The organism is Nocardiopsis codii (assembly GCF_036327455.1).
GTDB lineage: Bacteria > Actinomycetota > Actinomycetes > Streptosporangiales > Streptosporangiaceae > Nocardiopsis > Nocardiopsis codii.
The window spans coordinates 30,783-55,233 of the sequence record NZ_JAUZMY010000023.1 but is presented as its reverse complement, the minus strand read 5'-3'; the positions used below and the strand labels follow the sequence as shown (position 1 = coordinate 55,233).

Annotated in this window: 22 protein-coding genes, 2 tRNA genes, 1 other RNA gene and 1 pseudogene; 14 read left to right on the top strand and 12 right to left on the bottom strand. The window is 72.4% G+C overall.

Annotated features, from left to right (window positions below; genetic code table 11):
- Positions 1 to 388: 388 nt before the first annotated feature.
- Entirely contained in the window at positions 389 to 1,546 is a 1,158-nt protein-coding gene (locus tag Q8791_RS21665) for a methyltransferase domain-containing protein (protein WP_330093593.1), read from the top strand.
- A gap of 145 nt (positions 1,547 to 1,691) precedes the next feature.
- On the opposite strand, the gene Q8791_RS21660 is transcribed toward Q8791_RS21665, so the two are convergent.
- Positions 1,692 to 1,898, bottom strand: a complete 207-nt coding sequence (locus Q8791_RS21660; protein WP_330093592.1) for a DUF6243 family protein — start codon at positions 1,896 to 1,898, stop codon at positions 1,692 to 1,694.
- A 119-nt stretch (positions 1,899 to 2,017) separates the two neighbouring features.
- On the opposite strand from Q8791_RS21660, the gene Q8791_RS21655 reads away from it, so the two are divergent.
- Positions 2,018 to 2,647, top strand: a complete 630-nt coding sequence (locus tag Q8791_RS21655) for a TetR/AcrR family transcriptional regulator (protein ID WP_330093591.1) — start codon at positions 2,018 to 2,020, stop codon at positions 2,645 to 2,647.
- Positions 2,648 to 2,689: 42 nt separating this feature from the next.
- Here Q8791_RS21655 and Q8791_RS21650 read toward each other — a convergent pair whose 3' ends face one another.
- Together Q8791_RS21650 and ffs are read right to left on the bottom strand one after the other, a co-directional pair.
- Positions 2,690 to 4,882: a DNA polymerase III subunit gamma and tau gene (locus tag Q8791_RS21650; protein ID WP_330093590.1), complete on the bottom strand. Its 2,193-nt coding sequence runs from the start codon at positions 4,880 to 4,882 to the stop codon at positions 2,690 to 2,692.
- Positions 4,883 to 4,988: 106 nt separating this feature from the next.
- An RNA gene (gene ffs, locus Q8791_RS21645) (signal recognition particle sRNA small type) lies at positions 4,989 to 5,084 on the bottom strand.
- 124 nt (positions 5,085 to 5,208) lie between these two features.
- On the opposite strand from ffs, the gene Q8791_RS21640 reads away from it, so the two are divergent.
- Complete coding sequence (locus Q8791_RS21640; RefSeq protein WP_407942036.1) at positions 5,209 to 6,549, top strand: DUF2252 domain-containing protein; 1,341 nt, start codon at positions 5,209 to 5,211, stop codon at positions 6,547 to 6,549.
- Between the two features lie 220 nt (positions 6,550 to 6,769).
- Positions 6,770 to 6,857 (top strand) — tRNA-Ser (locus Q8791_RS21635).
- Positions 6,858 to 7,036: 179 nt separating this feature from the next.
- On the opposite strand, the gene Q8791_RS21630 is transcribed toward Q8791_RS21635, so the two are convergent.
- Positions 7,037 to 8,785: a pyruvate dehydrogenase gene (locus Q8791_RS21630; RefSeq protein WP_330093588.1), complete on the bottom strand. Its 1,749-nt coding sequence runs from the start codon at positions 8,783 to 8,785 to the stop codon at positions 7,037 to 7,039.
- 190 nt (positions 8,786 to 8,975) lie between these two features.
- Between Q8791_RS21630 and Q8791_RS21625 the strand changes: the two genes are divergently transcribed.
- The 3 genes from Q8791_RS21625 to Q8791_RS21615 all read left to right on the top strand — a co-directional run bounded on the left by Q8791_RS21625 (position 8,976) and on the right by Q8791_RS21615 (position 12,500).
- Positions 8,976 to 9,755 carry an SGNH/GDSL hydrolase family protein gene (locus Q8791_RS21625; RefSeq protein WP_330093587.1) on the top strand — a complete coding sequence of 260 codons (780 nt, stop codon included), beginning with the start codon at positions 8,976 to 8,978 and terminating at the stop codon, positions 9,753 to 9,755.
- Between the two features lie 167 nt (positions 9,756 to 9,922).
- Complete coding sequence (locus Q8791_RS21620; RefSeq protein ID WP_330093586.1) at positions 9,923 to 11,938, top strand: NADPH-dependent 2,4-dienoyl-CoA reductase; 2,016 nt, start codon at positions 9,923 to 9,925, stop codon at positions 11,936 to 11,938.
- A gap of 22 nt (positions 11,939 to 11,960) precedes the next feature.
- The gene (locus tag Q8791_RS21615) at positions 11,961 to 12,500 is read left to right on the top strand and encodes a PadR family transcriptional regulator (protein WP_330093585.1); all 540 of its coding nucleotides are present in this window, start codon (positions 11,961 to 11,963) and stop codon (positions 12,498 to 12,500) included.
- Positions 12,501 to 12,572: 72 nt separating this feature from the next.
- Here Q8791_RS21615 and Q8791_RS21610 read toward each other — a convergent pair whose 3' ends face one another.
- Entirely contained in the window at positions 12,573 to 13,883 is a 1,311-nt protein-coding gene (locus Q8791_RS21610) for an ROK family transcriptional regulator (RefSeq protein ID WP_330093584.1), read from the bottom strand.
- Positions 13,884 to 14,330: 447 nt separating this feature from the next.
- On the opposite strand from Q8791_RS21610, the gene Q8791_RS21605 reads away from it, so the two are divergent.
- A complete protein-coding gene (locus tag Q8791_RS21605) occupies positions 14,331 to 16,820 on the top strand; it encodes a glycoside hydrolase family 2 protein (protein ID WP_330093583.1) in 2,490 nt (829 codons plus the stop codon).
- Positions 16,820 to 17,680 carry a LacI family DNA-binding transcriptional regulator gene (locus Q8791_RS21600; protein ID WP_330093582.1) on the top strand — a complete coding sequence of 287 codons (861 nt, stop codon included), beginning with the start codon at positions 16,820 to 16,822 and terminating at the stop codon, positions 17,678 to 17,680. Before Q8791_RS21605 ends, Q8791_RS21600 begins: the two co-directional genes overlap by 1 nt.
- A gap of 128 nt (positions 17,681 to 17,808) precedes the next feature.
- Here the strand turns inward: Q8791_RS21600 and Q8791_RS21595 are convergent, their stop codons facing one another.
- The 3 genes from Q8791_RS21595 to Q8791_RS21585 form a co-directional block, all read right to left on the bottom strand.
- Positions 17,809 to 18,036, bottom strand: a complete 228-nt coding sequence (locus tag Q8791_RS21595) for a hypothetical protein (RefSeq protein ID WP_330093581.1) — start codon at positions 18,034 to 18,036, stop codon at positions 17,809 to 17,811.
- Between the two features lie 65 nt (positions 18,037 to 18,101).
- A complete protein-coding gene (locus Q8791_RS21590; protein ID WP_330093580.1) occupies positions 18,102 to 18,332 on the bottom strand; it encodes a hypothetical protein in 231 nt (76 codons plus the stop codon).
- A gap of 750 nt (positions 18,333 to 19,082) precedes the next feature.
- Entirely contained in the window at positions 19,083 to 19,325 is a 243-nt protein-coding gene (locus tag Q8791_RS21585; RefSeq protein WP_330093579.1) for a hypothetical protein, read from the bottom strand.
- Between the two features lie 818 nt (positions 19,326 to 20,143).
- Between Q8791_RS21585 and Q8791_RS21580 the strand changes: the two genes are divergently transcribed.
- From Q8791_RS21580 to Q8791_RS31855, 3 genes and pseudogenes are all read left to right on the top strand, one after another.
- Positions 20,144 to 20,515 carry a replication initiator gene (locus Q8791_RS21580; RefSeq protein WP_330093578.1) on the top strand — a complete coding sequence of 124 codons (372 nt, stop codon included), beginning with the start codon at positions 20,144 to 20,146 and terminating at the stop codon, positions 20,513 to 20,515.
- Positions 20,512 to 20,583 (top strand): annotated as a pseudogene (locus Q8791_RS31860) (tyrosine-type recombinase/integrase); the annotation flags it as partial. The gene Q8791_RS21580 and the pseudogene Q8791_RS31860, both read left to right, overlap by 4 nt.
- A gap of 6 nt (positions 20,584 to 20,589) precedes the next feature.
- Positions 20,590 to 20,715: a hypothetical protein gene (locus Q8791_RS31855; RefSeq protein ID WP_407942035.1), complete on the top strand. Its 126-nt coding sequence runs from the start codon at positions 20,590 to 20,592 to the stop codon at positions 20,713 to 20,715.
- A 153-nt stretch (positions 20,716 to 20,868) separates the two neighbouring features.
- Here Q8791_RS31855 and Q8791_RS21570 read toward each other — a convergent pair.
- From Q8791_RS21570 to Q8791_RS21555, 4 genes are all read right to left on the bottom strand, one after another.
- Positions 20,869 to 20,953, bottom strand: a tRNA-Ser gene (locus tag Q8791_RS21570).
- 92 nt (positions 20,954 to 21,045) lie between these two features.
- Entirely contained in the window at positions 21,046 to 21,540 is a 495-nt protein-coding gene (locus Q8791_RS21565) for a nucleoside deaminase (RefSeq protein WP_330093577.1), read from the bottom strand.
- A gap of 1 nt (position 21,541) precedes the next feature.
- Positions 21,542 to 22,030 carry a tRNA adenosine deaminase-associated protein gene (locus Q8791_RS21560; protein ID WP_330093576.1) on the bottom strand — a complete coding sequence of 163 codons (489 nt, stop codon included), beginning with the start codon at positions 22,028 to 22,030 and terminating at the stop codon, positions 21,542 to 21,544.
- 43 nt (positions 22,031 to 22,073) lie between these two features.
- Positions 22,074 to 22,574, bottom strand: a complete 501-nt coding sequence (locus Q8791_RS21555) for a tRNA adenosine deaminase-associated protein (RefSeq protein ID WP_267947321.1) — start codon at positions 22,572 to 22,574, stop codon at positions 22,074 to 22,076.
- A 320-nt stretch (positions 22,575 to 22,894) separates the two neighbouring features.
- On the opposite strand from Q8791_RS21555, the gene upp reads away from it, so the two are divergent.
- Together upp and Q8791_RS21545 are read left to right on the top strand one after the other, a co-directional pair.
- The gene (gene upp / locus Q8791_RS21550; protein WP_330093575.1) at positions 22,895 to 23,548 is read left to right on the top strand and encodes a uracil phosphoribosyltransferase; all 654 of its coding nucleotides are present in this window, start codon (positions 22,895 to 22,897) and stop codon (positions 23,546 to 23,548) included.
- Between the two features lie 408 nt (positions 23,549 to 23,956).
- A complete protein-coding gene (locus Q8791_RS21545) occupies positions 23,957 to 24,190 on the top strand; it encodes a three-helix bundle dimerization domain-containing protein (protein WP_330093574.1) in 234 nt (77 codons plus the stop codon).
- Positions 24,191 to 24,451: the final 261 nt, after the last annotated feature.

Here is a 24,451-nt window from a genome sequence, read left to right as displayed (position 1 = left end):
CCGGCGCCGCTCCCCACTCCCCTGGCGAGGCCACGCGCCCCCTGCTCACCGCCCGCGACCCGTCCGTGCGCCGTCCGCGCCACGGCCCGGGCCCCGTCCGACGGCGCGGAGGTCCACCGCACCGGCGGCCTCCCGGCCGACCGGCCCCGGGTGGGCGCCGTTCCCGGAGGGGCGCCTCCACCCCGCGTCCGGCGTCCGGGACCACGCGGAGCACCGCCGGCCCGGCGCCGCGCCGACTCTCCCGACGGGCGCTTCGACCAGCAACGAGGACCAAGAGTAGCGATAACATCACTGTCGGTTGCAAAGGTGTCCAGCGGGGCACAACCGTCCCGGTGGCGCCCACGGGCTTCACCGGCATCACCGACAGCCACGGGGGACTGAGGACGTGTTGACCGCCAGTGAGCGCCACTCGGCATTGATCGAGGCGATGATCGCGGACGGCACGCTGACCGACGCCGCGCTGATCGACGCCTTCCGGTCGGTCCCACGGCACCGGTTCGTCCCCGAGACGGGTGCGCTGACCGCGTACGGGACCGCGCTCAACGCCGACAGCGACCCGGAGCGGTGGCTGGCCGCCGTCTACACCGACAACGCCATCGCCACCCGGGTGGACGAGCCCGGTGTCCCCCGGTCCCGTGAGGCGCCCGCCCCGGGCGAGCTCGATCCGGGGCCCGCCCCGGCCTCGTCCAGCCCGGCTCCCACGGTCCTCGCCCGCATGCTGGGGCTGGCCGGCCTCGACGACGGACAGACCGTGCTGGAGGTCGGCACCGGAACCGCCTGGAACACCGCACTGCTGGCGCACCGGCTCGGCGACGGGGCCGTCACCTCCGTGGAGATCGACGCCCGTCTGGCCGAGTCCGCCCGGAAGGCCCTGCGCACGGAGGGCCTGTCCCCCGCCGTCCACGTGGCCGACGGCTACGGGGGCTACCCTCCCGACGCCCCCTACGACCTGATCACCTCCACCTGCGGCGTGCGGCGGGTCCCCCGCGCGTGGCTCGACCAGGTGCGCCCGGACGGGCTGGTGGTGTGCCCGTGGGGGCTGCTGGAGGGGGCCGGGGTGCTCGCCCGCGTGGAGTGCGCCGGTGACGGGTCGGCACGGGGGAGCTTCCACGGAGGTGTGGGGTTCCTGCCGCTGCGGACCCCGGACGCCGCGGTCCGTCCCGCGCGCGACTCCGGTCAGCAGCCGGACGAGTACCGGCTCACGCAGTCCGACCCGGTGGCGCCGCTGATGGCGTTCACGACCGCGTTCGCACTGTCCGTGATGGTGCCGGACTGGCGGGTGCGGCGGCGGTGGATCGGCACGGGGTCGGGCGTGTGGGTGTGCGACGTGGAGGGCGCCTCGTGGGTGCGGGTGTACCCCTACGGAACGTCGTGGATGATCGAGCAGGGCGGCCCGAGGAGCATCTGGGACGAGTTCGAGGAGGCCCTGGCCCTGTGGTCCGAGCTGGGCGAGCCGGAACCGGACCGGTTCGGGCTGTCGGTGTCCGGTGACGGAACACATCGGGTGTGGCTGGACTCGGCGGGCGGCCGCACCTGGGACGTGTGAACGCGGATGCCCCGCCCTGGGCGGGCCGGACCTCCCGGGGCCGGGGCCCCCCGACGGCACCGCACGGACACGGGCACGGGCACGGCCCCGGGGCGGGAACGCCGACGGCCCCCGACCGTTTCCGGTGGGGGCCGCCGCCGTGCGTTCACGCTGTTCCTTCGGTGTCCTTGGACTCCTCGGAACTCTCGGGTGTGTTCTTCTCGCGAAGCTTGCGCAGGAGCTCCTGCTTGCGCTCCCTGGCCTCGGCGCTGGGGCCGCCCTTGCCCCCGGCCGGACCGCCGCGCATCGCGGAACGGGAGACCGTGGTGCGCTGTCCGCCCATGCCGAGAAGGTTGTCACTGTTCTTGGACATGCGGACCTCCTTTCGCTTCTAACGAGACGTGTCGTCTCGTCAAGTGTGATCCTGCCTCTGTAGAGTATCCGTGTCAAGACGATACGTCTCGTCATTTTCGAGCGGTTAGCGTGGCAGGTATGGCAGAGAGCACCCCACTGGAAGAGTCCCGGTCCCCCCGACGTGCCCCGGACCCCCGGCGCCGCAGCGAGCGGGCACGACGCGCCATCCTCGACGCCGCCTCGGAGCTGCTGGGTGAGGTCGGTTACAGCAAGGTGACCATCGAGGCGATCGCCGCGCGGGCCGGTGTCGGCAAGCAGACCATCTACCGCTGGTGGCCGTCCAAGGCCTCCGTGGTGTTCGACGTCTTCACAGCGCTGACCGGCGGCACCGCGGGAGAACCCCTGCCCGACACCGGCGACCTGGCCGACGACCTGAGGACCGTCCTCCGCGCCACCGTCGACGAGTTGAACGACCCCGAGATGGACCGGACCACCCGTGCGTTCACGACCGAGCTCCAGAACGACACGGCCTTCGCCGAGGCCGTCACCGAGCGCCTGGTCCGTCCCAACATGGAGGCGATCAAGGAGCGGCTGCGCGCCGGACGCGACGCGGGTCAGCTCGCCCCCGGGGCCGACCTCGACATCGTGGCCGAGCTGCTGACCGGGCCGCTCCACCACCGCTGGATGCTGCGCACCGGGCCCCTGACGCACGCGTACGCGGACGAACTCGTGGACACGGTGCTCACCGGGCTGGCACCCCGGGGCTGAGGCGGTCCGCCGACCACCGCCCCGAGGAGTCCCGCCGACGACCTAGAAGGGTGCGTCCGTGTCGGCCTCGTGCTCGATCTCCTCGATCACGCGGCCGCCCAGCTCCGTCTCGATGAGGGACGTGCCGCCCGGGCCGCGGGGGGCCGAGCCGCCTGCGGACGCCTTCCCGCCGGCGGACGCCGGAGCCGCGGAGGACGATCCCCCTGAGGGGGCGGGCTGCGCGGCGCCACCGCCCGGGGCCGTACCGGCGCCAGGAGGCGGGGCGGGTGCTGACGCGGGAGCCGACCGGGGCCGCGACCGACCGGCGGACGGGTCGTCGTACTCCGGCGGCGGGGAGGCGGCCGCGTCCTCGTAGGGATCCGGCGGCGGCTCCTCGAGGCCGGTGACGATCCGGTCCGGCGGCGGTCCCGACGGGGCGGCGGCCTCCGGCTCCGGCGTCTGCTGGGCGGGGGCCGGGGCGGCGGGCCGTGCGGGCGCGGGAGCGTCCCACCCGGCGGGTTCGGCCGGGCGCGCGGGTTCGGGCCGCCGGGCGGGCGCGGCGGCCGACGCCGCGCTGCCTGCCGCGGCGACCCGCACCTCGATGCCGAGGACCTGCCGGATCGCGTTGGCGACCACCTGGTCGCTGCCGCTGTTGCTGAACCCCTTGGCCTCGCTGGGACGGGAGAAGCCGAGCAGGACGGCGTTGCCCTCCACCCCGACCGGGCGGACCTCACCGCCGGACAGCACCATCCAGGTGAACCGGCGCAGCCCCTTGACCGCCTCCAGGATCTGGCTCCACGACCCCTGGATCCGGCCCAGGTCCAGGGCACCGCCTCCGCCCGACGGAGCGGCGGGCGCCGACGGGGCCCGGCGCGCGGGTTCGGGTGTGCTCGGACGGGCCGGAGCGTCCCAACCAGCCGGTTCGGCGTCGCGCCCGGCGGCCGGCGCCGGTGCGGGCGCGGCGGCCGGAGCGGGCTGGGCCGGGGGCGGACCGGCCGCGGGGGCCGCGGGCGCGCGTACGGGCTCGGCGGGCGCCGGCGGGGCGGCCGGGGGCACGGCCCGGACCGGCGCCGCGGCCGGGGCGACGGCGCCGGAGGAGATCCGGCGCTCCATCTGCTCCAGGCGGGCCAGCAGGGCCGTGCCCTGGTCTCCGTCGGTGCCGGGCAGGAGCACCCGCGAGCACATCAGTTCGAGCAGCAGGCGGGGCGCGGTGGCCCCGCGCATCTCGGTCAGGCCCTGGTTGAGGATGTCGGCGGCGCGGGTGAGCTCGGCGGGCCCCATGCGGGTGGCCTGCGACTTCATCTGCTCCGCGGCCTCCGCGGCCACGTTGACCAGGCCCTTGTCCAGGGCGTCCGGCACGGCGGCCAGGATGACCAGGTCGCGGAAGCGCTCCAGCAGGTCCGTGGTGAACCGGCGCGGGTCGTGGCCGCCCTCGACCACCCGGTCGATCAGCCCGAACACGGCGGCGCCGTCGCGGGCTCCGAGCGCGTCGACCATCTCGCCCAGCAGGCTGGAGTCGGTGTAGCCCAGCAGGGAGACCGCGCCCTCGCGGGTGATGCCGTCATCGCCCGAACCGGCGATGAGCTGGTCGAGCACCGACAGCCCGTCACGGGCGGAACCGGCTCCGGCCCGGACCACCAGCGGCAGCGCGGCGGGGTCGTAGGAGATCCCCTCCTCCTTGAGGAGGTCCTCGAAGAGCTCCCGGAGCGTGCTCGGCGGGATGAGCCGGAACGGGTAGTGGTGGGTCCGCGAGCGGATCGTGCCGATGACCTTCTCGGGCTCGGTGGTCGCGAACACGAACTTCAGGTGCGGCGGGGGTTCCTCCACCAGCTTGAGGAGCGCGTTGAAACCCTCGCGGGTCACCATGTGCGCCTCGTCGATGATGTAGATCTTGAAGCGCGAGTTGACCGGGGAGAAGAAGGCGCGCTCGCGCAGGTCGCGGGCGTCGTCCACACCGCCGTGGGACGCGGCGTCGATCTCGATGACGTCGATGCTGCCGCCGCCGTCGGGGGCCAGCGCCACACACGAGTCGCAGGTCCCGCACGGGTCCGGGGTGGGCCCCTCGGCGCAGTTGAGCGAACGGGCGAGGATGCGCGCGCTGGTCGTCTTGCCGCAGCCGCGGGGACCGCTGAACAGGTAGGCGTGGTTGATGCGACCGCTGCGCAACGCCTGGCGGAGCGGGTCGGTCACGTGTTCCTGGCCCCGCACCTCACCGAACGTCGCGGGACGGTACTTGCGGTACAGCGCGATGCTCACGGTGTGCTCACTCCCCTGGTCCCTGCCACCTGTCCATTCAACCCGCTGACAGTGACAGCTCGCACCGGATCGAGGAACCGGGAGGGTCCGACCGGGCCCGAGAAACAGAAAGGACCCCCCGCGCACCCGCCAGAGCCCATTTATCCTTGCTGCCTTCCGGCCCTGGGGAGGTTCATAGGGTGACGCCGCACGAGGGGTCTGCCCCGAGTGTATCCGACCCCCCGACCGCTCTGGCAACCCCGCGCGCCGCCCCTCCAGGGGCGCCCTCCGCCCGGGAATCCCGGCGCGCATGGCCAGGGCGGCGTCCCGGGGCCATCATGGACGGCATGTTCGACCCCCTGGAATCCACCGACCACTCCTCCGAGCGACAAGACCTCATCGTGGACACGTTGGAGAACGCGTTCTCCGACCTCATGGCCACGGCCCCGGCCGCGTTCCGGGTCAAGTTCCGCAAGATGGCCGCCAGCCCCTTCGCGTTCTACCGGGGCAGCGCCTCGCTCTTCTACTCCGACGTCGCGTCGATGGAGGACCCCTGGGCGGACGACCGCACCTCCCGCGTGTGGATCCAGGGCGACCTGCACGCCGAGAACTTCGGCACCTACATGGACTCGACCGGGCGCCTGGTCTTCGACGTCAACGACTTCGACGAGGCCTACCTCGGCCACTTCACGTGGGACGTGCTCCGGTTCGTGTCCAGCGTGGCCCTGATGGGGTGGCAGAAGGCCCTGTCCGACGACGACATCGGCGCGCTCGTCCCGCGCTACGTCGAGGCCTACGTGTCCCAGGTCCGCCAGTTCGCGACGCGGGGCGGCGACTCCGGCTTCTCCCTCAAGCTGGACAACACCGACGGCACGGTCCACGACGTGCTCCAGCGCGCCCGGCTCAACAGCCGCGCCGCGATGCTGTCGGCCATGACCGCCCGCGACGGCTACAACCGGCGGTTCCGCGAGGGACCGCGGGTGCGGCGGCTGGACGACGCCGAGCGCGAGAAGGTGCTCGCCGCGTACCGCGCCTACCTGGGGACCATCCCGGACGACCGGCGGTTCGCGTCGCTGGACTACGGGGTCAAGGACGTGGTGGGCAGCGGCGGCTTCGGGATCGGCTCCGCGGGCCTTCCGGCCTACAGCGTCCTCATCGAGGGCCGGTCGGAGGCGTGGGACAACGACATCGTCCTGTCCGTGAAGCAGGGGAACGTCGCCGCCCCGTCCCGGGTGGTGACGGACCAGCGCATCATGGCGGCCTTCGAGCACCACGGACACCGCACCGCCGTGTCCCAGCGCGCGCTCCAGGCCCACGCCGACCCGCTGCTGGGTCACACCGAGATCGACGGCGTGGGCTTCGTGGTGAGCGAGGTGTCCCCGTACACGAACGACCTGGACTGGAACGGGCTCACCGAGCCGGAGGACGTCGAACCGGTGCTGGGCTACCTGGGCCGCGCGACCGCCAAGGCGCACTGCGTGTCCGACTCGCACGCGGACGCGACCCTGGTGGACTGGGAGACCGAGGAGGCGCTCATGACGGTGCTCGACGGCCGCGAGGCGGAGTTCACCGACTGGTGCGTGCGCTTCGCCCACCGCTACGCGGCCCAGGCGCGCGCGGACCACTCGCTGTTCGTGGACGCGTTCCGCAACAACGCCGTCAAGGGGGTGCGGTCCAGCCGGCCCTGACCCGTCCGGGCGCTCCGGCCCCGCCGAGGGCGTGCGCGGCGGGGCCGGGAAGCCGGGGCGGTCACGGGACGCACGGCGGCCCGTCCCGCACCGGAGGGAGACCTCCGGGGCGCCTCACGGGGTCTGCGCTGAGCCCTTCGGGAGCCCTCGCGGACCCCCTCCGGCGGGCCCTCGGGAAACCCGGTCGGACCACCCCCCTCCGGCGTGTAAAGTGGTGCGCGGAGGATTCGCCTAGTGGCCTAGGGCGCACGCTTGGAAAGCGTGTTGGGTGCAAGCCCTCAGGGGTTCGAATCCCCTATCCTCCGCCACCGAAGGGCTCGATCGCATCGCGGTCGGGCCCTTCGTCGTTTCCGGGTCCGCCACTGCACCCTCCGGAGCGGGCCGTGTGGGCCGGTCCGCCGCCGGCGGTCGGGACGCGGCGGACGCCACCGCGGTCACCGCGGGCCGTCCCGCCCCTCCCCGGACCGGGCGCGACTGCCGGGGCACGTCACGGCCGGGGGATGTTGCGCAGGTTCGAGCGGGCCATGTCGACCATCGCCCCCACCCCGCCCTGGAGCACCGTCCGGCCTGCGGACAGGGCGAAGCCCGCGACCTGGTCGGCGGTGATGCGGGAGGGCAGGGAGAGCGCGTTGGGATCCGTGACCACGTCCACCAGCACCGGTTCGTGCGCGGACAGCGCCTCCCGGAGCGCGTCGCGGACCTGGTCGGGTCGCTCCACCCGGACGGAGCGCATGCCGATCGCCGCGGCGACGGCCGCGTAGTCCACCTGCGGGTGGTCGGTCTGGAAGGAGGGCATCCCGTCCACCATCATCTCCAGCTTGACCATGCCGAGCGAGGAGTTGTCGAACACGACCGTGGTGATCGGCAGCTCGTGCTGGTGGACGGTGATCAGCTCGCCCAGCAGCATGCTCAGCCCGCCGTCGCCGGACAGCGAGACGATCTGACGGTCGGGTGCGGCGTAGGCCGCGCCGATCGCGTGGGGCAGCGCGTTCGCCATCGTGCCGTGGGTGAAGGAGCCGATCACCCGGCGGCGCCCGTTCGGGGTCAGGTAGCGGGCGGCCCACACGTTGTTCATGCCCGTGTCGACGGTGAAGACGGCGTCCCCGTCGGCCTCCTCGTCGAGGATCCGCGCCACGTACTCCGGGTGGATGGGCGTGTGGTGCTCGATGTCCTTCGTGTACGCGTCCACGACCTTGGTCAGCGCTCGTTCGTGGCGCTCCAGCATGTCCTGGAGGAACCGTGCGGCGGAGGCGGCCGACCGCTCCCGGACGAGCGGCCTCACGGCGCGCAGTGTCGCCGCGACGTCCCCGTGCACCCCGAGCCGGAGCGGGACCCGGCGGCCGAGTCGGCGCGGGTCGCGGTCGACCTGGACGACGTTCCCGGTGGGCAGGAAGTCGTCGTAGGGGAAGTCGCACCCGAGCATCAGCACCAGGTCCGCCCCGTGCAGGGCGTCGAAGCAGGCGCCGTAGCCGAGCAGGCCGATCATGCCCACGTCGTACGCGTTGTCGTACTGGATCCACTCCTTGCCGCGCAGGGTGTGCCCGACCGGTGCGTGCACCCGCCCGGCCAGCGCCATCACCTCGTCGTGCGCCTCCCTGACCCCGGCGCCGCAGAACAGGGCGACCTTGTCCGCGGCGTTGATCCGCTCGGCCAGCTCCCGGACGTCGTCCTCCGCGGGCCAGGCGGTGGCACGGCCGGCGGTCACCGGGCTGGTGTCGGCGGGGCCGACGGCCTTGCGCCCCGCGACGTCCCCGGGGAGGACGAGGACCGCCACACCGGGGGTGCCGAGGGCGTGCTGGATCGCGATCCGGGCCAGGCGCGGCATCTGCTCGGGTTCGGAGACGAGTTCCCGGAACTCGGTGACGTCCGAGAACAGCCGCTCGGGGTGGGTCTCCTGGAAGAAGCCGGTGCCGATCTGGCGCGAGGGGATGTGCGAGGCGATGGCGAGCACGGGGACGCCGCTGCGCTGGGCGTCGTACAGGCCCTGCACCAGGTGGGCGTTGCCGGGGCCGCACGATCCGGCGCACACGGCGAGCTTCCCGTCGACCTGTGCCTGGGCGGAGGCCGCGAACGCCGCCGCCTCCTCGTTGCGCACGTGCACCCACTCGATGCCGTCGGTGCCGCGGACGGCGTCGACGACCGGGTTGAGGCTGTCGCCGACGACCCCGTAGATCCGGGTCACCCCGGCGGAGAGCAGCGTCCGGACGAGCTGTTCGGCGACGGTGTTCCTGGCCACGATGGTTCCTCCCGGGCACGGACGGACAGGTCCGGGCGCCGCGGGGACGCCCCGGTCCACGCTAGGAGCAGGGGCGGGCGCCGTGCCTGACCGCCACGCGCCTCCTCCCCGGGCTCCTTTTATTCACATAAACGATTAGTCACTTAGTGGAGTAACATTCCGGACCTGTCCACGAGGATGAGGAGAGGGCATGAGGCTCGACGGGAACCTTCGCTACGTGGCCCTGGGCGACAGCCACACCGAGGGCGTCGGGGACGGTGACGACGACACCGGGCTCCGGGGGTGGGCGGACCGTCTGGCCGACCGCCTGGCCGCCACGGGCGCACGGGTGGAGTACGCCAACCTCGCGGTCCGGGGGCGGCTGGCACGCCAGGTGCGCGAGGAGCAGCTCGCCGCCGCGCTGGAGATGCGCCCGGACGTGGCCACCGTGTTCGCCGGGGTCAACGACGTCATCCGGTCCGGGTACGACGCCGAGGCGGTGGTCGGCCACCTGGAGGCGATGTTCGCCGAGCTGACCGCGACGGGGGCGCGCGTGGCGACGCTGACCTTTCCCGACATCGCGAGGATCGCGCCGCTGACCAAGCCGCTGCTGCCGCGGGTGCTGGACTTCAACGAGCGCGTCCGCGCCGCCGCCGACCGCCACGGCGTGGTCGTGGCCGACGTCGCCGCGCACGAGGTGGCCACGGACCGGCGCCTGTGGGCGACCGACCGGCTGCACTGCACCCCCTTGGGGCACGACCGGATCGCGGGTGCGCTGGCGTCCGCACTGGAGCTCCCCGGCGCCGACGGGTCGTGGGCGGACGCCCTCCCCCTGATGCCCGAACGGAGCACGCTCCTCACGTTGGCGGAGGAGGTCCGCTGGCTGGGGACCTTCCTCGGCCCGTGGATGGTGCGGCGCGTGCGCGGGCGGTCGTCGGGTGACGGCCGCGCCGCCAAGCGCCCGGCGCTCCTGCCGGTGGAGACGGCCTGAGCCGACCCGGCCGGCCCCTCGACACGGGGACCCTTGGCCCGGCCGACGGTGTGCACGCCGTCGGCCCGCGCGGTTCCGGGGCCCCGCGCAGGGTATTTTGCAACTTGTTGCATAATGAAGTCGAGGTCGGCCGGACACCGACCGGGCACCCGCGCGAGGAGACGAGCATGAGCGACTACCCCCACCTTCTGGAACCCCTGGACCTGGGCTTCACGACCCTCCCCAACCGCGTGATCATGGGTTCCATGCACGTCGGCCTGGAGGAGGCGCCCCAGGGGTTCGAGCGGATGGCCGCCTTCTACGCCGAACGCGCCCGCGGCGGCGTCGGCCTCATCGTCACCGGCGGCATCGCCCCCAACCCCGAGGGCGCCACCTACACCGGCGCGGCCAAGCTGACCACCGCGGCCGAGGCCGCCGAACACCGCGTGATCACCGACGCCGTGCACCGCGAGGGCGGCCGCATCGCCCTGCAGATCCTGCACACGGGGCGGTACGCCTTCAGCGAGCAGTCCGTCGCCCCCAGCGCGATCCAGGCGCCCATCAGCGCGTTCACCCCCCGGGCCCTCACCGACGACGAGGTCGAGCAGACCATCGAGGACTTCGCGCGCACCGCCGAACTGGCCCGGACCGCCGGATACGACGGCGTCGAGGTGATGGGCTCCGAGGGCTACCTCATCAACCAGTTCATCGCCTCCGCGACGAACAGGCGCGAGGACCGCTGGGGCGGCTCCTACGAGAACCGGATGCGCTTCCCCGTGGAGATCGTGCGGCGCGTCCGCGAGCGCGTCGGCGACGACTTCATCCTCGTCTACCGGCTCTCCATGCTCGACCTGGTGCCCGGCGGCTCCACGTTCGAGGAGGTCGTCCGGCTCGCCAAGGCCGTCGAGGTGGCCGGGGCGACCATCATCAACACCGGGATCGGCTGGCACGAGGCGCGCATCCCCACCATCGCCACGTCCGTGCCGCGCGGCGCCTACAGCTGGGTGACCCGCAAGCTGATGGGCGAGGTGTCCGTCCCGCTGGTCGCGGTCAACCGCATCAACACCCCCGAGGTCGCCGAGGCCGTCATCGCCGGGGGCGACGCCGACATGGTGTCACTGGCCCGGCCCTTCCTCGCCGACCCGGACTTCGTCGCGAAGGCGGCCGCGGGGACCCCAGAGGAGATCAACACCTGCATCGGCTGCAACCAAGCCTGCCTCGACCACACCTTCAGCCTCAAGATCACCTCCTGCCTCGTGAACCCGCGGGCGTGCCACGAGACCGAACTGGTGCTCTCCCCCACCAGGAACCGCAAGCGGGTGGCCGTCGTCGGCGCCGGGCCCGCCGGCCTCGCCTTCTCCGTCTCCGCCGCCGGGATCGGCCACGACGTCACCCTGTTCGACGCCGCCGAGGAGATCGGCGGCCAGCTCGACATGGCCCGCCGCGTGCCCGGCAAGGAGGAGTTCGACGAGACCCTCCGCTACTTCCGGGTGCAGCTGGACAAGCACGGCGTGGACGTGCGGCTGGGCACCCCGGTGTCCGCCGCCGACCTGGCCGGCTTCGACGACGTGGTGGTGGCCACGGGGGTCACCCCGCGCACGCCGGAGATCCCCGGCGTCGACCACCCGAAGGTGGTGAGCTACGTGGACGTCCTGCGCGGGAACGCCGACGTCGGCGCCCGGGTCGCGGTCATCGGCGCGGGCGGCATCGGCTTCGACGTCGCCGAGTTCCTGACCGACGGCGGCGAGGGGGCGAGCCGGGACTCCGGCGCGTTCTTCCGCCAGTGGGGCGTGGACACCGGTCACACCACGGCGGGCGGGCTCACCGCCCCGGAGCGCCCGGCTCCGCCGCGCACCGTGCACCTGCTCCAGCGCAAGACCGCCAAGGTCGGTGCGGGCCTGGGCAAGACCACGGGGTGGATCCACCGCCTGGAGCTGCGCCACCGGGGCGTGGACATGGTCGCGGGCGTCTCCTACGACCGGATCGACGACGAGGGCCTGCACCTGACCGTCGGGGACGAGAAGACCGTGCTCGACGTGGACACGGTGGTGCTCTGCTCGGGCCAGGAGCCCCGGCGGGACCTCGCCGACGAACTGGCGGCGGCGGGACGGACGGTGCACGTCATCGGCGGCGCCGACGTCGCCGCCGAACTGGATGCCAAGAGGGCCATCGACCAGGGCACCAGACTCGCCGCCGCGCTGTAGCCGCCGAACCTAGAATGCGCTCATGTCCCTGCCCCACGCCATCCTGACCGCCCTGCTGGAGAAGCCGTCCTCCGGGCTGGAGCTGACCCGCCGCTTCGACCGCTCGATCGGGTACTTCTGGTCGGCGACCCACCAGCAGATCTACCGGGAGCTGGGAAAGCTGGAGAAGGCGGGGCTGATCAGGGCGCTCGACCGCGACGTCCCGACCCGGGGGCAGAAGAAGGAGTACGAGGTCTTGCCCTCGGGCCGGGAGGAACTGGAGCGGTGGGTCGGCGTGCGCGAGGACCCGCGCGACCCCCGCGACCCCCTGCTGCTGCGCCTGCGTGCGACGGGCGTCGTGGGGGTCGGCGGTGACATGGTGGACGAGCTGCGCCGCCACCGGGCACTGCACCAGGAGCGGCTGGCAGAGTACCGGGAGTTCGAGAGGCGCGACGCGGCGCGCGGCAACGGGACCGAGCGGGACCGCGTGCACCGGCTGGTGCTCCAGGGCGGGATCGACCTGGAGCTCTTCTGGGTCACCTGGCTCGACAGGGCCCTCGCCGACCTGGAGGACACCGGCTGACCGGCTCCGCCGGGCGGGCGGAGCGCCGGGCCCCGGGACCGGGGCCAGGGCCGGGGCCGGGTCGGCCGACGGTCACCGCGCGGACGGCGCCGCGGACTCCGACAGGTCCTCGGGCAGGCGGGGTCGCGGCCGCAGCGGCACCAGCCGTGACTGGAGGACCATCGTCGCCGCCCCGATCGCGGGTGCTGTCGCGGCCGACGCGGACAGGCGCACGTCGACCGGGTGGCTGGCCCGGGCGAAGAAGGCGCCGTCCAGCTCCGACCGGATGGCGGGCAGGTACACGGACCCGGCGAGGGCCAGGCTCGGCCCCGTCAGCACCAGCAGGTCCAGGTCCATGACGTTGGCCAGCGTCCGCACCGCCACCGCCAGGTACCGCGCTGAGCGGTCCAGGAGGGCGCGCGCGGTCGGTTGGCCGCGGCGTGCGGCCCGGACGACGGCGGCGAACTCCGCCGCCTCGGACCGCGCCGCCCTTCCGTCGCCCCACGATCCGTCCCCCCGGGCGGAGGCCTCCCGCACCCCGGAGCCGGAGCCGTCCTCCGGTGGTCCCAGCTCGGCGGCGCGGACCAGGTCGGCGTCCTCGCGCGCGGCCCGCACCACCGCGGCGGGCCCGGCGATCGCCTCGACGCACCCGCGCGCGCCGCACCAGCACGCGGGGCCGTCCACGTCCAGGCACACGTGCCCGATCTCCCCGGCGTTCCCGCTCGCCCCGTGGTACGGGATTCCGTCGACCAGGAGCCCGGCGCCGATGCCGGTCCCCATGTAGACGGCCGCGAAGACCGACGCCTCGTGCACCCCGCCGGACCAGTACTCGCCGAGCGCGGCGGCGGTCGCGTCGTTTCCGGGCACCACGGGCAGGCCGACCGCCCGCTCCAGCTCCTCCGTCACGGGGAAGTGCGCCCAGTGCCGCATCGCCGGCAGGGGCCTCGGCCCCCCGGTGGCGGACACCAGGCCCACGCCCAGGACCCGCTCGCGCTCCACCCCGGCCCCCTCGACCAGCGCGTCGACCTGGCGGGCCATCCGGGTGACGAGCGTGGTGGCGTCGCCGCCCTCGCCCGCACGGGTCACCCGGGACACGACCGCGCCCGTGAGGTCGGTGAGGGCGTACGTGATGCCGACCGGGTCGAGGTGCACGCCGACGGCGTAGCGGGCCCCCTGGTCGAGCTGGAGCAGGACGCGCGGCTTGCCCCCGGTCGACTCGGCGCGGCCGGTCTCGCGGACCAGCCCGTCGTCGATGAGCGCGCGGACGACCGTGGAGATGGTCGCACCGGTGAACCCGGTCGCGGACACCAGACCGGCCCGGCTGATGGTGCCCGCCGCCCGGATGACGTCGAGGACCGCCGACCTGCTCGTGGTGTGGGGGGTGGCGCGTGATGGACCGCCCAAGGGAACCTCCGCCGCTTCCGTGCCGTGGCGTCCGCGCGGGGTGCGGCCTCGGTGTACGGCCCGGCGAACGCGTCGCCGCGCCCGGCGGGGCGCGTACCAGCGTACCGCCGCGGCCGTTCCTCCCCCGGTCCCGGTGCGGCGACGGGCCCCCTGCCGGACCGCCCCCGGGCGCACGCGGCGCGGAGAGGGGTGCGCTCGGGCAGGCCCTGTGCCCGCGGTCGCCTCCCTCCCGTCCCGCACCGACGCCCTGCCCCGGGCAGAGGCCGTGCGCCTGCGGCCCGGCCCCGGGGGCGGGGTCGGGCCCGCCCCGTGAAGTCACCGCACCCCATTGACTTAGTTAGATCACCGAAGTAAGAATCTCGGGAGTGGTCGGCGCACGATGCGCCCGGCCGCCGACGGCCCGCCTCCCCAGCGCGGCCGCACCCCCAGAACCCGGAGAGGCAGAGGATGATCCGCCGCACCCTGCATGACGGCTGGCTGCTGACGAGCACCACCGGAAACGTGCCCGAGCAGATCGCGGGCCGCTCGGTCCCGGCCCAGGTACCGGGCAGCACCCACCTCGACCTGCTGGCCGCCGGGCTGATCCCGGACCCCTACCTCGACTCCAACGAGACCGAGCTGGCCTGGACCCACCGCGTCGGCTGGCGCTACAGCCTCACCTTCGACGCCGAGCAGGCCTCCGCCTCCGAACACGTGGACCTGGCCTTCGACGGCCTCGACACCGTGGCGACGGTCGAACTCAACGGGGTGACGCTCGGCTCCACCGCCAACATGCACCGCGGCTACCGCTTCCCCGTGGGCGGCGTCCTCCGCGACGGAGCCAACGACCTCACCGTCTCCTTCCGGCCCGCGCTGGAGTACGCGGAGGAGGTCCGCGACGAACTCGGCGCCCGCCCCCACACCAACACCCACCCGTACAACATGGTCCGCAAGATGGCCTGCTCCTTCGGCTGGGACTGGGGGCCCGACTTCCAGACCGCGGGGATCTGGAAGCCCGTGCGCCTGGAGCGCTGGCGCACCGCCCGCCTGGCCAGGGTCCGCCCGCTGGTCACCGTCGGCGAGGACGGCGTCGGCCGGGTCGAGGTCCACGCCGACGTCGAGCGCTCCGCGACCGAGGCGCCGTCCGCACTCACCCTGACCGCCGAGGTCGCCGGGCACACGGCCACCGCCACCCTCGCCCCCGGCGCCGACACCGGCGTGGTCGTGGTGGAGGTCCCCGACGCGCGCCTGTGGTGGCCCGTCGGCTACGGCGACCACCCCCTGTACGACCTCGCCGTGACCCTGGGCTCCGCCGACGACGCCTCCGCGCCGACCACCCTGGACACCGACGCCCGCCGGATCGGCTTCCGCACGATCACCGTGGACACCGAGCCCGACGAGCACGGCACCCCCTTCACCGTCACCGTCAACGGGCGGCCCCTCTTCGTCAAGGGCGCCAACTGGATCCCCGACGACCACTTCCTGACCCGGATCACCCGCGACCGCCTCGCCAGGCGCGTGGACCAGGCCGTCGACGCCCACATGAACATGCTGCGCGTGTGGGGCGGCGGCATCTACGAGAGCGAGGACTTCTACGACGTCTGCGACGAGCGCGGCGTCCTCGTCTGGCAGGACTTCCTCCTCGCCTGCGCCGCCTACCCCGAGGAGGAGCCGCTCCGCGGCGAGTTCGAGGCCGAGGCACGCGAGAACGTCGCCCGCCTCACCTCCCACGCCTCGCTCGCCCTCTGGAACGGCGGCAACGAGAACCTGTGGGGCTTCATGGACTGGGGGTGGCAGGAACCGCTCGACGGCCGCACCTGGGGCCACGGCTACTACACCGACCTCTTCCCCCGCATCGTCGCCGAACTCGACCCGACCCGCTTCTACTCCGCGGGCAGCCCCTACAGCCCCGGGTTCGCCCCGGACGAGGTCCACCCCAACAACGAGGCGCACGGCACCCGCCACGAGTGGACCGTCTGGAACCAGACCGACTACCGGGCCTACCAGGACCACGTCCCGCGGTTCTGCTCCGAGTTCGGCTTCCAGGGCCCGCCGACCTGGACCACCCTCACCGACGCGGTGCACGACGAGCCGCTGACGCCCACCTCGCCCGCGTTCCTGCTGCACCAGAAGGCCGCCGACGGCAACGGCAAGCTCGACCGGGGCTACTCCGCCCACCTGGCCACCCCGCGCACCTTCGAGGACTGGCACTGGGCCACCCAGCTCAACCAGGCCCGCGCGGTCGCCTTCGGCATCGAGCACTTCCGGTCCTGGTGGCCCCGCACCTCCGGGGCCCTCGTCTGGCAGATCAACGACTGCTGGCCGGTGACCTCCTGGGCGGCCGTCGACGGCGACGAACGGCTCAAACCCCTCTGGTACGCGCTCCGCCGCTCCTACGCGCCGCGCCTGCTCACCGTCCAGCCCCGGGACGGCCGCCTCGTCCTCGTCGCCGTCAACGACACCGACAAGACCTGGTCGGGCGCCCTCACGCTGGAGCGCCAGACCTTCGGGGGCGACGTGCTCCACACGGGGAGCACCGAGCTCGCCGTGCCGCCCCGCTCGACCTACGAGTTCGAGCCGGAACGGCCCCTCCTCGCCCCCGCGGACCCCGACAGGGAGGTGTTCGTGGCCGCGGCCGGGGACGCGCGCGTCGTCCACCCCTTCCGGGAGGACGTGCACCTGGCCTACGACCCCGAGGCGCTGACGGCCGTGGCGGTCCCCGTCCCGGGCGGCTACCGGGTGGACGTGCGCGCCTCCTCGTTCGTCCGCGACGTCTCCGTCCTGGCCGACCGGGCCGCCCGTGACGCCGAGGTGGACGACATGCTCGTGGACCTGCTGGCCGGGGAGACGCACAGCTTCACGGTGCGGACCGAGGCGGAGATCGACCCGCTCTCGCTGACCACGGCGGCCGTCCTCCGCTCGGCGAACACCCCGCACACCCCGGCGAAACAGGTGTGATGGACCGTCTCGAACCCGCGGGCGCGATCGGGCTGGTCCTGGCCCGACCGCGCCGCCTGCTCAGCGCGGAACCGTTCTTCATGGAGTTCGTCGCCGGGATCGAGGAGCGCGTGGCCGCACGGGACACGGCGTTCCTGCTGCACCTGGTGACCGACACCGACGCCGAGCTCTCCACCTATCTCAGGTGGGCGGAGCGGCGCCTGGTCGACGCCGTGGTCGTGGTCAACCTCGCCGAGGACGACCCGAGGCCGGCCGTGCTGCGCGGACTCGGCCTGCCCGCGGTGCTCGCGGGCGTCCAGGACCCCGAGCCGTCCGGGCCCCCGGCGGTCCGCACCGACCACGTGTTCCCGGTCCGGGAGGCCCTGACACGCCTCCTGGACCTGGGGCACCGGCGGATCGCCCGGGTGTCCGGGCCCTCCCGGCTGCTGCACACCCGGGCCCGGACCGACGCCCTCGCCGAGAGCTGCCGGGAGGCCGGGATCGCCGACCCGGTCGTCCTGGAGGGCGACTACTCGCACGAGGAGGGCGCACGGCTCACCCGGGAGCTGCTCGACCGCGAGCAGCCCCCGACGGCGATCCTGTACGACAACGACGTGATGGCCGTCTCCGGGCTGGAGGCGGCCCGCGAGCTGGGCGTCGCCGTCCCCGGCGAGGTCAGCATGGTGGCCTGGGACGACTCGACCCTGTGCCGTCTGGCCTCGCCGGCGCTGACCAGCGTGAGCGTGGACGTGTACCGGTACGGGGCGGCGGTCGGCGAGTCGGCGCTGGAGTGCGCCGACGGGCTCCCCGTCGCGGAGCGGTGGTCCCCCGCCGCGACCCTCGTCACCCGCGGGAGCACGGGCCCCGCCCCCGCTCCGTAGAAGCGGACCGGACCGCGGTGCGTCGCCCGCGTCCGCCCCGGCGGTGGTGGTTCCACCGCCGCCGGGGCGGCACGGAGCAGCCCTCACATGGAGGGAGGCGGCACACCCCCGCTCACCCCGGTGGGCCGCTACGGCGATTCCGGTGAGTCGCCCGAACGCGGAACACGGTCACGGCGACGGATCAGCCGGTAGTTCACCGGCGCCACCACCAGCATCACCACGGCGAACAGCATGTACGGCCACCTCGGCTCCCCCAGGAGGGGACTGGCCCACACCAGCAGGATCAGGGCACCGACGACCATCATTGCGAGAGCTGCCCGCAGCACCAGGAGTTCGCGGGGACTGCGTTCGGTCACGGGGGCTCCTGCTTCGTGGTTGCGGAGGCGGGGTCGGCGCTCAGCCTCACCGCGGTGTGCGAGGTCTACCGCTCGGTGGTCGATGGGGAGCGGTCCCGTCCGCGCTCGCGTCGGGCGAGGATCCACCGGACGGCGAGAGGGCCCGCCAGCCCGCCGACAGCGCCCCCGACGGCGGACGCGACCCACGCAGGCCATCCGGTCAGGAACACGAGCGACAACGCGATCGCCACCATCAGGGGGACCGTGACGGCCAACATCGACAGGTTGAGCCGCCACGCGTCCTGTGTATCCCTCATGTCGACCCGAACTCCTTCGTCCCGGGGTGGCGTGATGCCAACACCCGCCGGTAAGCCAACCCGAGCCCCCTGGCGCGCGCAAGTCATCGGGCCCGCCCGTCCGTGTCCGGCGACCCGCACGAAAAACCGCCCCCGCCTGCACGGAGAGATCGGCCTGGTCCCGCCGAGAGAGTTCGAAGACGACTTCTACCAGCAGGGTTCCGCTTCAACACAGGGTGAAGCGTTGATTCCGAGCCTCCAATAAAACCGGCACGAGACAACAGGCACATCCACAACGTCACCACATACCTGCTCTGGCCTTCTGCCTCCCACGCCAGTGCCACCCACACCACTCCAACCGGCGCGGCGAACGCCATGAACAGGAGCAGCCAACGGATCGCAGGTGTGAGGGTCTTCGTCGGGTGGGGACCTCCTCCGCCCCGGTGCGGGTCCGCGCGGCCTACGTCTCCGACGACGACATCACCGCCATGGTCAACGCCTACGGGGAGTCCGGTGAGGGGGAGGAGCGTTGATCGCGGTCGTGGCGCGACGAAACAGCTGCCAGCTCAGCGGCACCCATGCCAACACAGCGCTCGCGAACAGGAGAAACGGCCAGTCCGTAGGGCCCATGAGAGGGCTGGAAGCCACCAGGGTCCCCAAAGCGCCGAAGAACATCATTCCGTGCGCTGCCCCCACGAAGAGAAGCCTGCGAGGTCTTCGTTCTGGCACGGGGGCTCCTGCTCTGTGGTTGTGGAGTGGTGCGTCGGGAAGCTATGAGGCGGGCTCTTCCTCGGCGGGCTGGGCGGCCTGATGCGCAAGGAAGTCACGGCGTTCACGCCTGTACGTCACAACCCCCACAGTCAGGTGCAAGGTCCACAGGTACATCCAGAAAATCGCCATGGGGTTGATCTGGCTTTCAGCCACCCGTGTCAGTACCGCCCACACCACTCCGAGCAGCAAGGCGACAGCAGGGACGATGACCTGCCAGCGGGCCGGAGGTATGGGAGGGCTCATGGGGTGAGAGGCTCCCGCTCTGTGAGTGTGTTCAGCTGTGCCGGCTGGTGGATGCGGGTCGGACTCTTCCTCAGTGGGAGGGAGGGCCTGTTGGATGCGCTTCGCCCAACGTCGTTGCCGGTACTCCACCACGAAGAACGGGATCCCGAAGGCGCACACGGGGCCGCTCCACCACGCCACCGGGGACACCCCTGCCAAGCCTTCGCCCCCGCTCCAGCTCATGTGAATTTCGAACGCGAACCACAGAACCCCGAACGCGCACAGGATCGCCTACCAGCGGAAAGGGAGCTCCTTGGAGAGTCTGGCCAACAGGGGCGCTCCTGCTCTGTGGTTGTGGGGGTGGGCTGACGCCGACGCCTACCGGTAAGTCCACCCGGGCCGAACGCCTCGCGCAGCCGCTGGCCCGACAGGTGGCCGAACAGAGCACCTCCGACATCACCGCCATGGCCGGTGCCTTTGGAAAGTCCGGCCCTCACTCCACCGACGACGAATGCGAGTGACGACCCGTGCTCTTCAACTTCCCCATCGCTTGACCCTGCCTCGCGTACACAGCCCAAACAACGCTGCAAGCGGCCATGGTGACTGCACAGGCACCGAACACCACCGCGCCGGGCCGCTCTTGGAGCACCATCACAGCGCTGGTCACGGTGAGCATCACGGCACTGAGCACGTGTAACCCCAACAAGGTCTTCATCATGTCGCCTCTGCTTCTTGGGGGGTGGGCTGATGCCGACGCCTACCGGTAAGTCAACGAGGACCGAACGCCTCGCGCAACCCCTGGCCCATGAGGTGGCCGAACAGGTCGCCGCCGACCACGGGTGTGCATCCGCCCCGTCTCACTTCGACGCACGAACATCGCCACCGGTGCCACGGAGATCATCGACGTCCCGTGCGGGTCCACCCTGGAATCCCGGTGCCCCGCCTGCGCCAAACGCAAGAGGTCGCTGCGACGGACCCAATGCGAAGAGCACTGGCACCTGACCACAGAACCCGTCGTGGAACCCGACCCGCCCACCGAGGAACAGCGCTCCTGGGTGGAACAGCGTGCGATGGTCACCGCCGAACGGGACCGACTCGCGGCCACTGGGACAGCTGACCCAGAACAGCTCGCAGTCCTGGACGGGGCCATAGCGGGACTGGACGAGGACATCACCGCTTCCGGCCTACGAGGCTCGACGGAACCGGGCTGACCCCGCACAAGCTCCGGCACACCGCCGCGTCTCTGGCCATCGCCGCCGGCGCGGACGTCAAGGTGGTGCAAGCGATGCTCGGCCACGCGACCGCCACGATGACCCTCGACCGGTACGGGCACCTGTTCCCCGACCGCCTGGACGAGGTGGCCGACGCGATGGACGCGGCCCGTGTGAAGGCTCTCGGCACCGCTGCGTAAGGATTCTGACGGAGCTCCCTCGGGGATCGGACCCCGGGAACGCGAAAGGCCGGTCTCTCCGACCATGTGCACCGTATGTGCACCGGCCCGGATCAACCGGCCATCGCTACCTCTACCGGCCCTACGCTCACCTGCGTGAACGTCGGCCTCGTGCGGTGGAGGAGGGATTTGAACCCTCGAAGGGTTGCCCCTTACCCGCTTTCGAGGCGGGCGCCATCGGCCACTAGGCGACTCCACCGCGAGCAACTCTACCGGATACGCCGCCGTGCGGAAAACCGGATGGCCGGGACGGCTCCTGCCGCCGCGGGGGCACTCCCCGGGGCTCGCAGGTCAGCCGGGCTCCCCGCCCTGACGGCGGTGCCCGAAGAACGCGGTGAGGAGCTCGGCGCACCTCGCGGCGACGTCCACGCCGACCAGGTCGGGCGGCACCACCTCGGGGCGGTGGTTGAGACGGGGGTCGCGGACCACGTCCCACACCGATCCGACCGCGCCGGCCTTGGCGTCCCGTGCGCCGTAGACCAGCCGGTCCACGCGCGAGAGCACCGTAGCGCCGGCGCACATCACGCACGGTTCGAGGGTGACGACCAGGGTGCAGCCGCTCAGGCGCCACTCACCGCGGGCGCGGGCCGCCGCCCGCAGGGCGAGCACCTCGGCGTGCGCGGTGGGGTCGCCCGTCGCCTCGCGCTCGTTGTGCCCCGTCCCCAGGACCTTGCCGTCGGCGTCCAGGACGATCGCGCCGACCGGGACGTCGTCCGTCGCGAGGGCGAGCTCGGCCTCGGCGACCGCCGTCCAGAGCGCGGCGTCGAGGACCCCGCGGTCCCTCACGTCACAGCCTCATGGCGTCGAGGATGTCGCCGAACCCGGCCCGCTCGGCCACGACCGCGAGGACGTCGGCGGGCAGGACGCCGCCGCCGGCCGACAGCGAGCGCAGTTCGTCGCCGGACACACCGAGGTCGGTGATGAGGTCGCCGTCTCCGGCGGGCACCGGGTTGGGCCGGGAGCCCGCGCTCTCGGAGGGCTGTGGGGCGCCGAGGGCGCCCGCCTCGGAGAGGACGGAGGCCAGGGGGTGGTCGTGGACGACGCGGGCGTCGGAGAGGTACACGCGCGGCTCACCGCCGTCGTCGGCGGCGCGCACGACGGCGAACCACTCGTCGTCGGCCTCCACCAGGAGAAGCGCGCTGTCGCTGCTCTGCTCTGCCGCGAAGTCGAGCATCAGGTCGGTGACGTCGTCGATGACGTCCACGTCCCCGAGTTCGACCTCGGTTCCCCGCCACGTCTTCCCGTTGGGAGTGAAGACAGCTGCGAAGGTCGACACCGCGGGCACTCCTGTTCTCCAGGTGGTTTTTCCAGGGGGTCCCTTACCCCATCCCGTCCAGGACACGCTGGAAGGACTGCGCGAATCCGAGGCGTTCGGAGACGCTGGCCAGAACCTCGTCGGGGTAGAGGTCGAGATCTCCCGCCAGGGCACCGAGTTCCATCTCGTCCAGGCCCAGATCGGCGACGATGGACAGATCGCCGGCGGGGAGCACCTGGTCGAGGTCGTCGTCATCGGGGAGGTCGATGTCCAGGTAGTCGAGGACGTCCCGGGCGACCTGCCAGTCCACCGACGCGGTCACGTCGGAGAGGAAGAGGGAGACGTCCTCGCCGTAGACCCGCACGATGATGAAGAAGTCGTCGCCGACCGAGACCAGCCCGAGGGAGCCGCTGATGCTCGGTTGTTGGCGCAGTGCGTGGATCAGGCCCTTCAGGTCGTGCGTCAGCGTCACGGGGAGGAGGTCGACGTCCCAGTACTCCTCTTCCCTGTACGCGACCGCCGCGAAGTCACCCGAGTCGTCGTCACCATGATCGAGTACTGTCATCGTCACCCCAACCCGGCCGGTGTATCGGTGCGGACGAGGGAGGCCCGCGCCCGTGCGAGTGCAATGGTAACGATCACTCCCGCGCAGCCGTCTCCCCCGGTCCGTGTCAGTCGGACCACGCTCTCATGAGAACCGGGTGCGCGCTGCCGCCCCGGCGGTTCCACGTGGACGACACCGGGTCGGCCGCCCCCTCCCACGGGACTGCCGCGCGACCGGCGCGGATCCGCCTTGCCCTGTTCCGGGTGGTACGCGCGGTTAGACTCGGGCGGGCCCCCATCCCCAGCCATCGTCCCGTTATCCCAGCTCACCCGGAGAACGCCTTGGAAACCCTGGTCGTCGACCATCCCCTGGTCGCGCACAAACTGACCACCCTGCGCGACGTGCGGACCGACTCACCGACCTTCCGGCGCCTGACCGACGAGTTGGTCACCCTGCTCGCCTACGAGGCGACCCGGGACGTCCGAGTGACCGACGTCACCATCAGAACTCCTCTCGTGGAGACCACCGGAACGCAGCTGACGCGTCCGACGCCCCTCGTCGTCCCGATCCTGCGCGCCGGACTGGGCATGCTGGACGGGATGACCCGTCTGCTCCCGACCGCCGAGGTCGGCTTCCTGGGCATGGCCCGCGACGAGGACACGCTCCAGCCCGCCACCTACGCCGACCGGCTGCCGCAGGACCTGTCCGGCCGCCAGTGCTACGTGCTGGACCCGATGCTGGCGACCGGCGGCACCCTGGCCGCCGCGCTCAAGCTCCTGGTCGACCGGGGCGCGGACCACATCACCGCCATCTGCCTGCTCGCCGCTCCTGAAGGGCTGGTCGCGGTGGAGCAGAAGCTGTCCGAAACCCTGGCCCCGGACCACGGTGCGACCCTGCGCGTGGTGACCGCGGCGGTGGACGAGCGCCTGGACGAGAACGGGTTCATCCTCCCGGGTCTCGGCGACGCGGGCGACCGCCTGTACGGCTGCGCCTGACCCGCGCGTCGGCCCCCACGAGCCTCAGCGCCCAACCGGATCACCGGTTGGGCGCTTTTTCGGCTCTTTTGGCCGCCGGGCGAATGAACGCCCGAAAATCGGGCATTGACCTCGGAGGCAGGTATGTTCGGCCAGGTGGCGGCGCATGCCTGACCGAGCAGCGACACGTCACTGCATTAGCCGAATTCATTTTGAGATTGGAACGTAACAGATGAGAGTGATCATGGTTCCTGATCACCCATAACAGGCAAGACCAGCCGGACCGAAACCACCCCGCATGGGCCCGGCGCGTTGACGGCGACTCCCTCGCCGCTTTTCGCGGGGCGTTCGGGCAACCCTCCGTCGACTACCCAAAGCCCCCGACTGCACACGCTGCGACATCCTCCCCCACGTCCCTCAAGGAGCGAGATGCCCGAGAACACCTCTCCCTCGACCGACCGCGACTCCAGCTTCGGCCCCGTCGTCGACCGCCTGTCCACGGAGTTCTCCGGCGTCCACCACGACTCCACCGTCACCCGGTGCGTCGACGCCGCCAGACACGGCGCCGAGGACGTCACCGGCCGCGCCACACCCGATCTCGTCGAACGGATCGCCCGCCAGCACCTCCAGGTGCTCGCCCTGGCCTTCGCCGAACAGCGCTAGGGATCGGCCCGGACGGACGACGGGTTTCGGCCCGACCGTGTCCCATCCTCGGTGGGGGACTCAACCGGTCTCGGAGAAGACCCCTCTCTTCTTCGTACGGTCGTCCCCGATGTCGTGACCTGCGTCGGACCTGGACCGTGTTCCGGTCCACCGAACACAGGTTCACCAACACCACCGGAACCGGACACAGCCCGCAAGCGCGGTACGGCAGACATACCGCCACGCCGAGGGTGCGCCCCAGGCTTTACGGGCATCATTGTG

Excerpts from the sequence above, each read along its gene's own strand:
- Q8791_RS21585 (WP_330093579.1), bottom strand. The coding sequence starts at position 19,325 with ATGAGCCCTCCCATACCTCCGGCCCGCTGGCAGGTCATCGTCCCTGCT.
- Q8791_RS21555 (WP_267947321.1), bottom strand. The coding sequence starts at position 22,574 with ATGACAGTACTCGATCATGGTGACGACGACTCGGGTGACTTCGCGGCG.
- Q8791_RS21600 (WP_330093582.1), top strand. The coding sequence starts at position 16,820 with ATGGACCGTCTCGAACCCGCGGGCGCGATCGGGCTGGTCCTGGCCCGA.
- Q8791_RS21655 (WP_330093591.1), top strand. The coding sequence starts at position 2,018 with ATGGCAGAGAGCACCCCACTGGAAGAGTCCCGGTCCCCCCGACGTGCC.
- Q8791_RS21620 (WP_330093586.1), top strand. The coding sequence starts at position 9,923 with ATGAGCGACTACCCCCACCTTCTGGAACCCCTGGACCTGGGCTTCACG.
- Q8791_RS31855 (WP_407942035.1), top strand. The coding sequence starts at position 20,590 with ATGCTCGGCCACGCGACCGCCACGATGACCCTCGACCGGTACGGGCAC.
- Q8791_RS21660 (WP_330093592.1), bottom strand. The coding sequence starts at position 1,898 with ATGTCCAAGAACAGTGACAACCTTCTCGGCATGGGCGGACAGCGCACC.
- Q8791_RS21545 (WP_330093574.1), top strand. The coding sequence starts at position 23,957 with ATGCCCGAGAACACCTCTCCCTCGACCGACCGCGACTCCAGCTTCGGC.
- Q8791_RS21605 (WP_330093583.1), top strand. The coding sequence starts at position 14,331 with ATGATCCGCCGCACCCTGCATGACGGCTGGCTGCTGACGAGCACCACC.
- Q8791_RS21625 (WP_330093587.1), top strand. The coding sequence starts at position 8,976 with ATGAGGCTCGACGGGAACCTTCGCTACGTGGCCCTGGGCGACAGCCAC.
- Q8791_RS21640 (WP_407942036.1), top strand. The coding sequence starts at position 5,209 with ATGTTCGACCCCCTGGAATCCACCGACCACTCCTCCGAGCGACAAGAC.
- Q8791_RS21615 (WP_330093585.1), top strand. The coding sequence starts at position 11,961 with ATGTCCCTGCCCCACGCCATCCTGACCGCCCTGCTGGAGAAGCCGTCC.
- Q8791_RS21590 (WP_330093580.1), bottom strand. The coding sequence starts at position 18,332 with ATGAGGGATACACAGGACGCGTGGCGGCTCAACCTGTCGATGTTGGCC.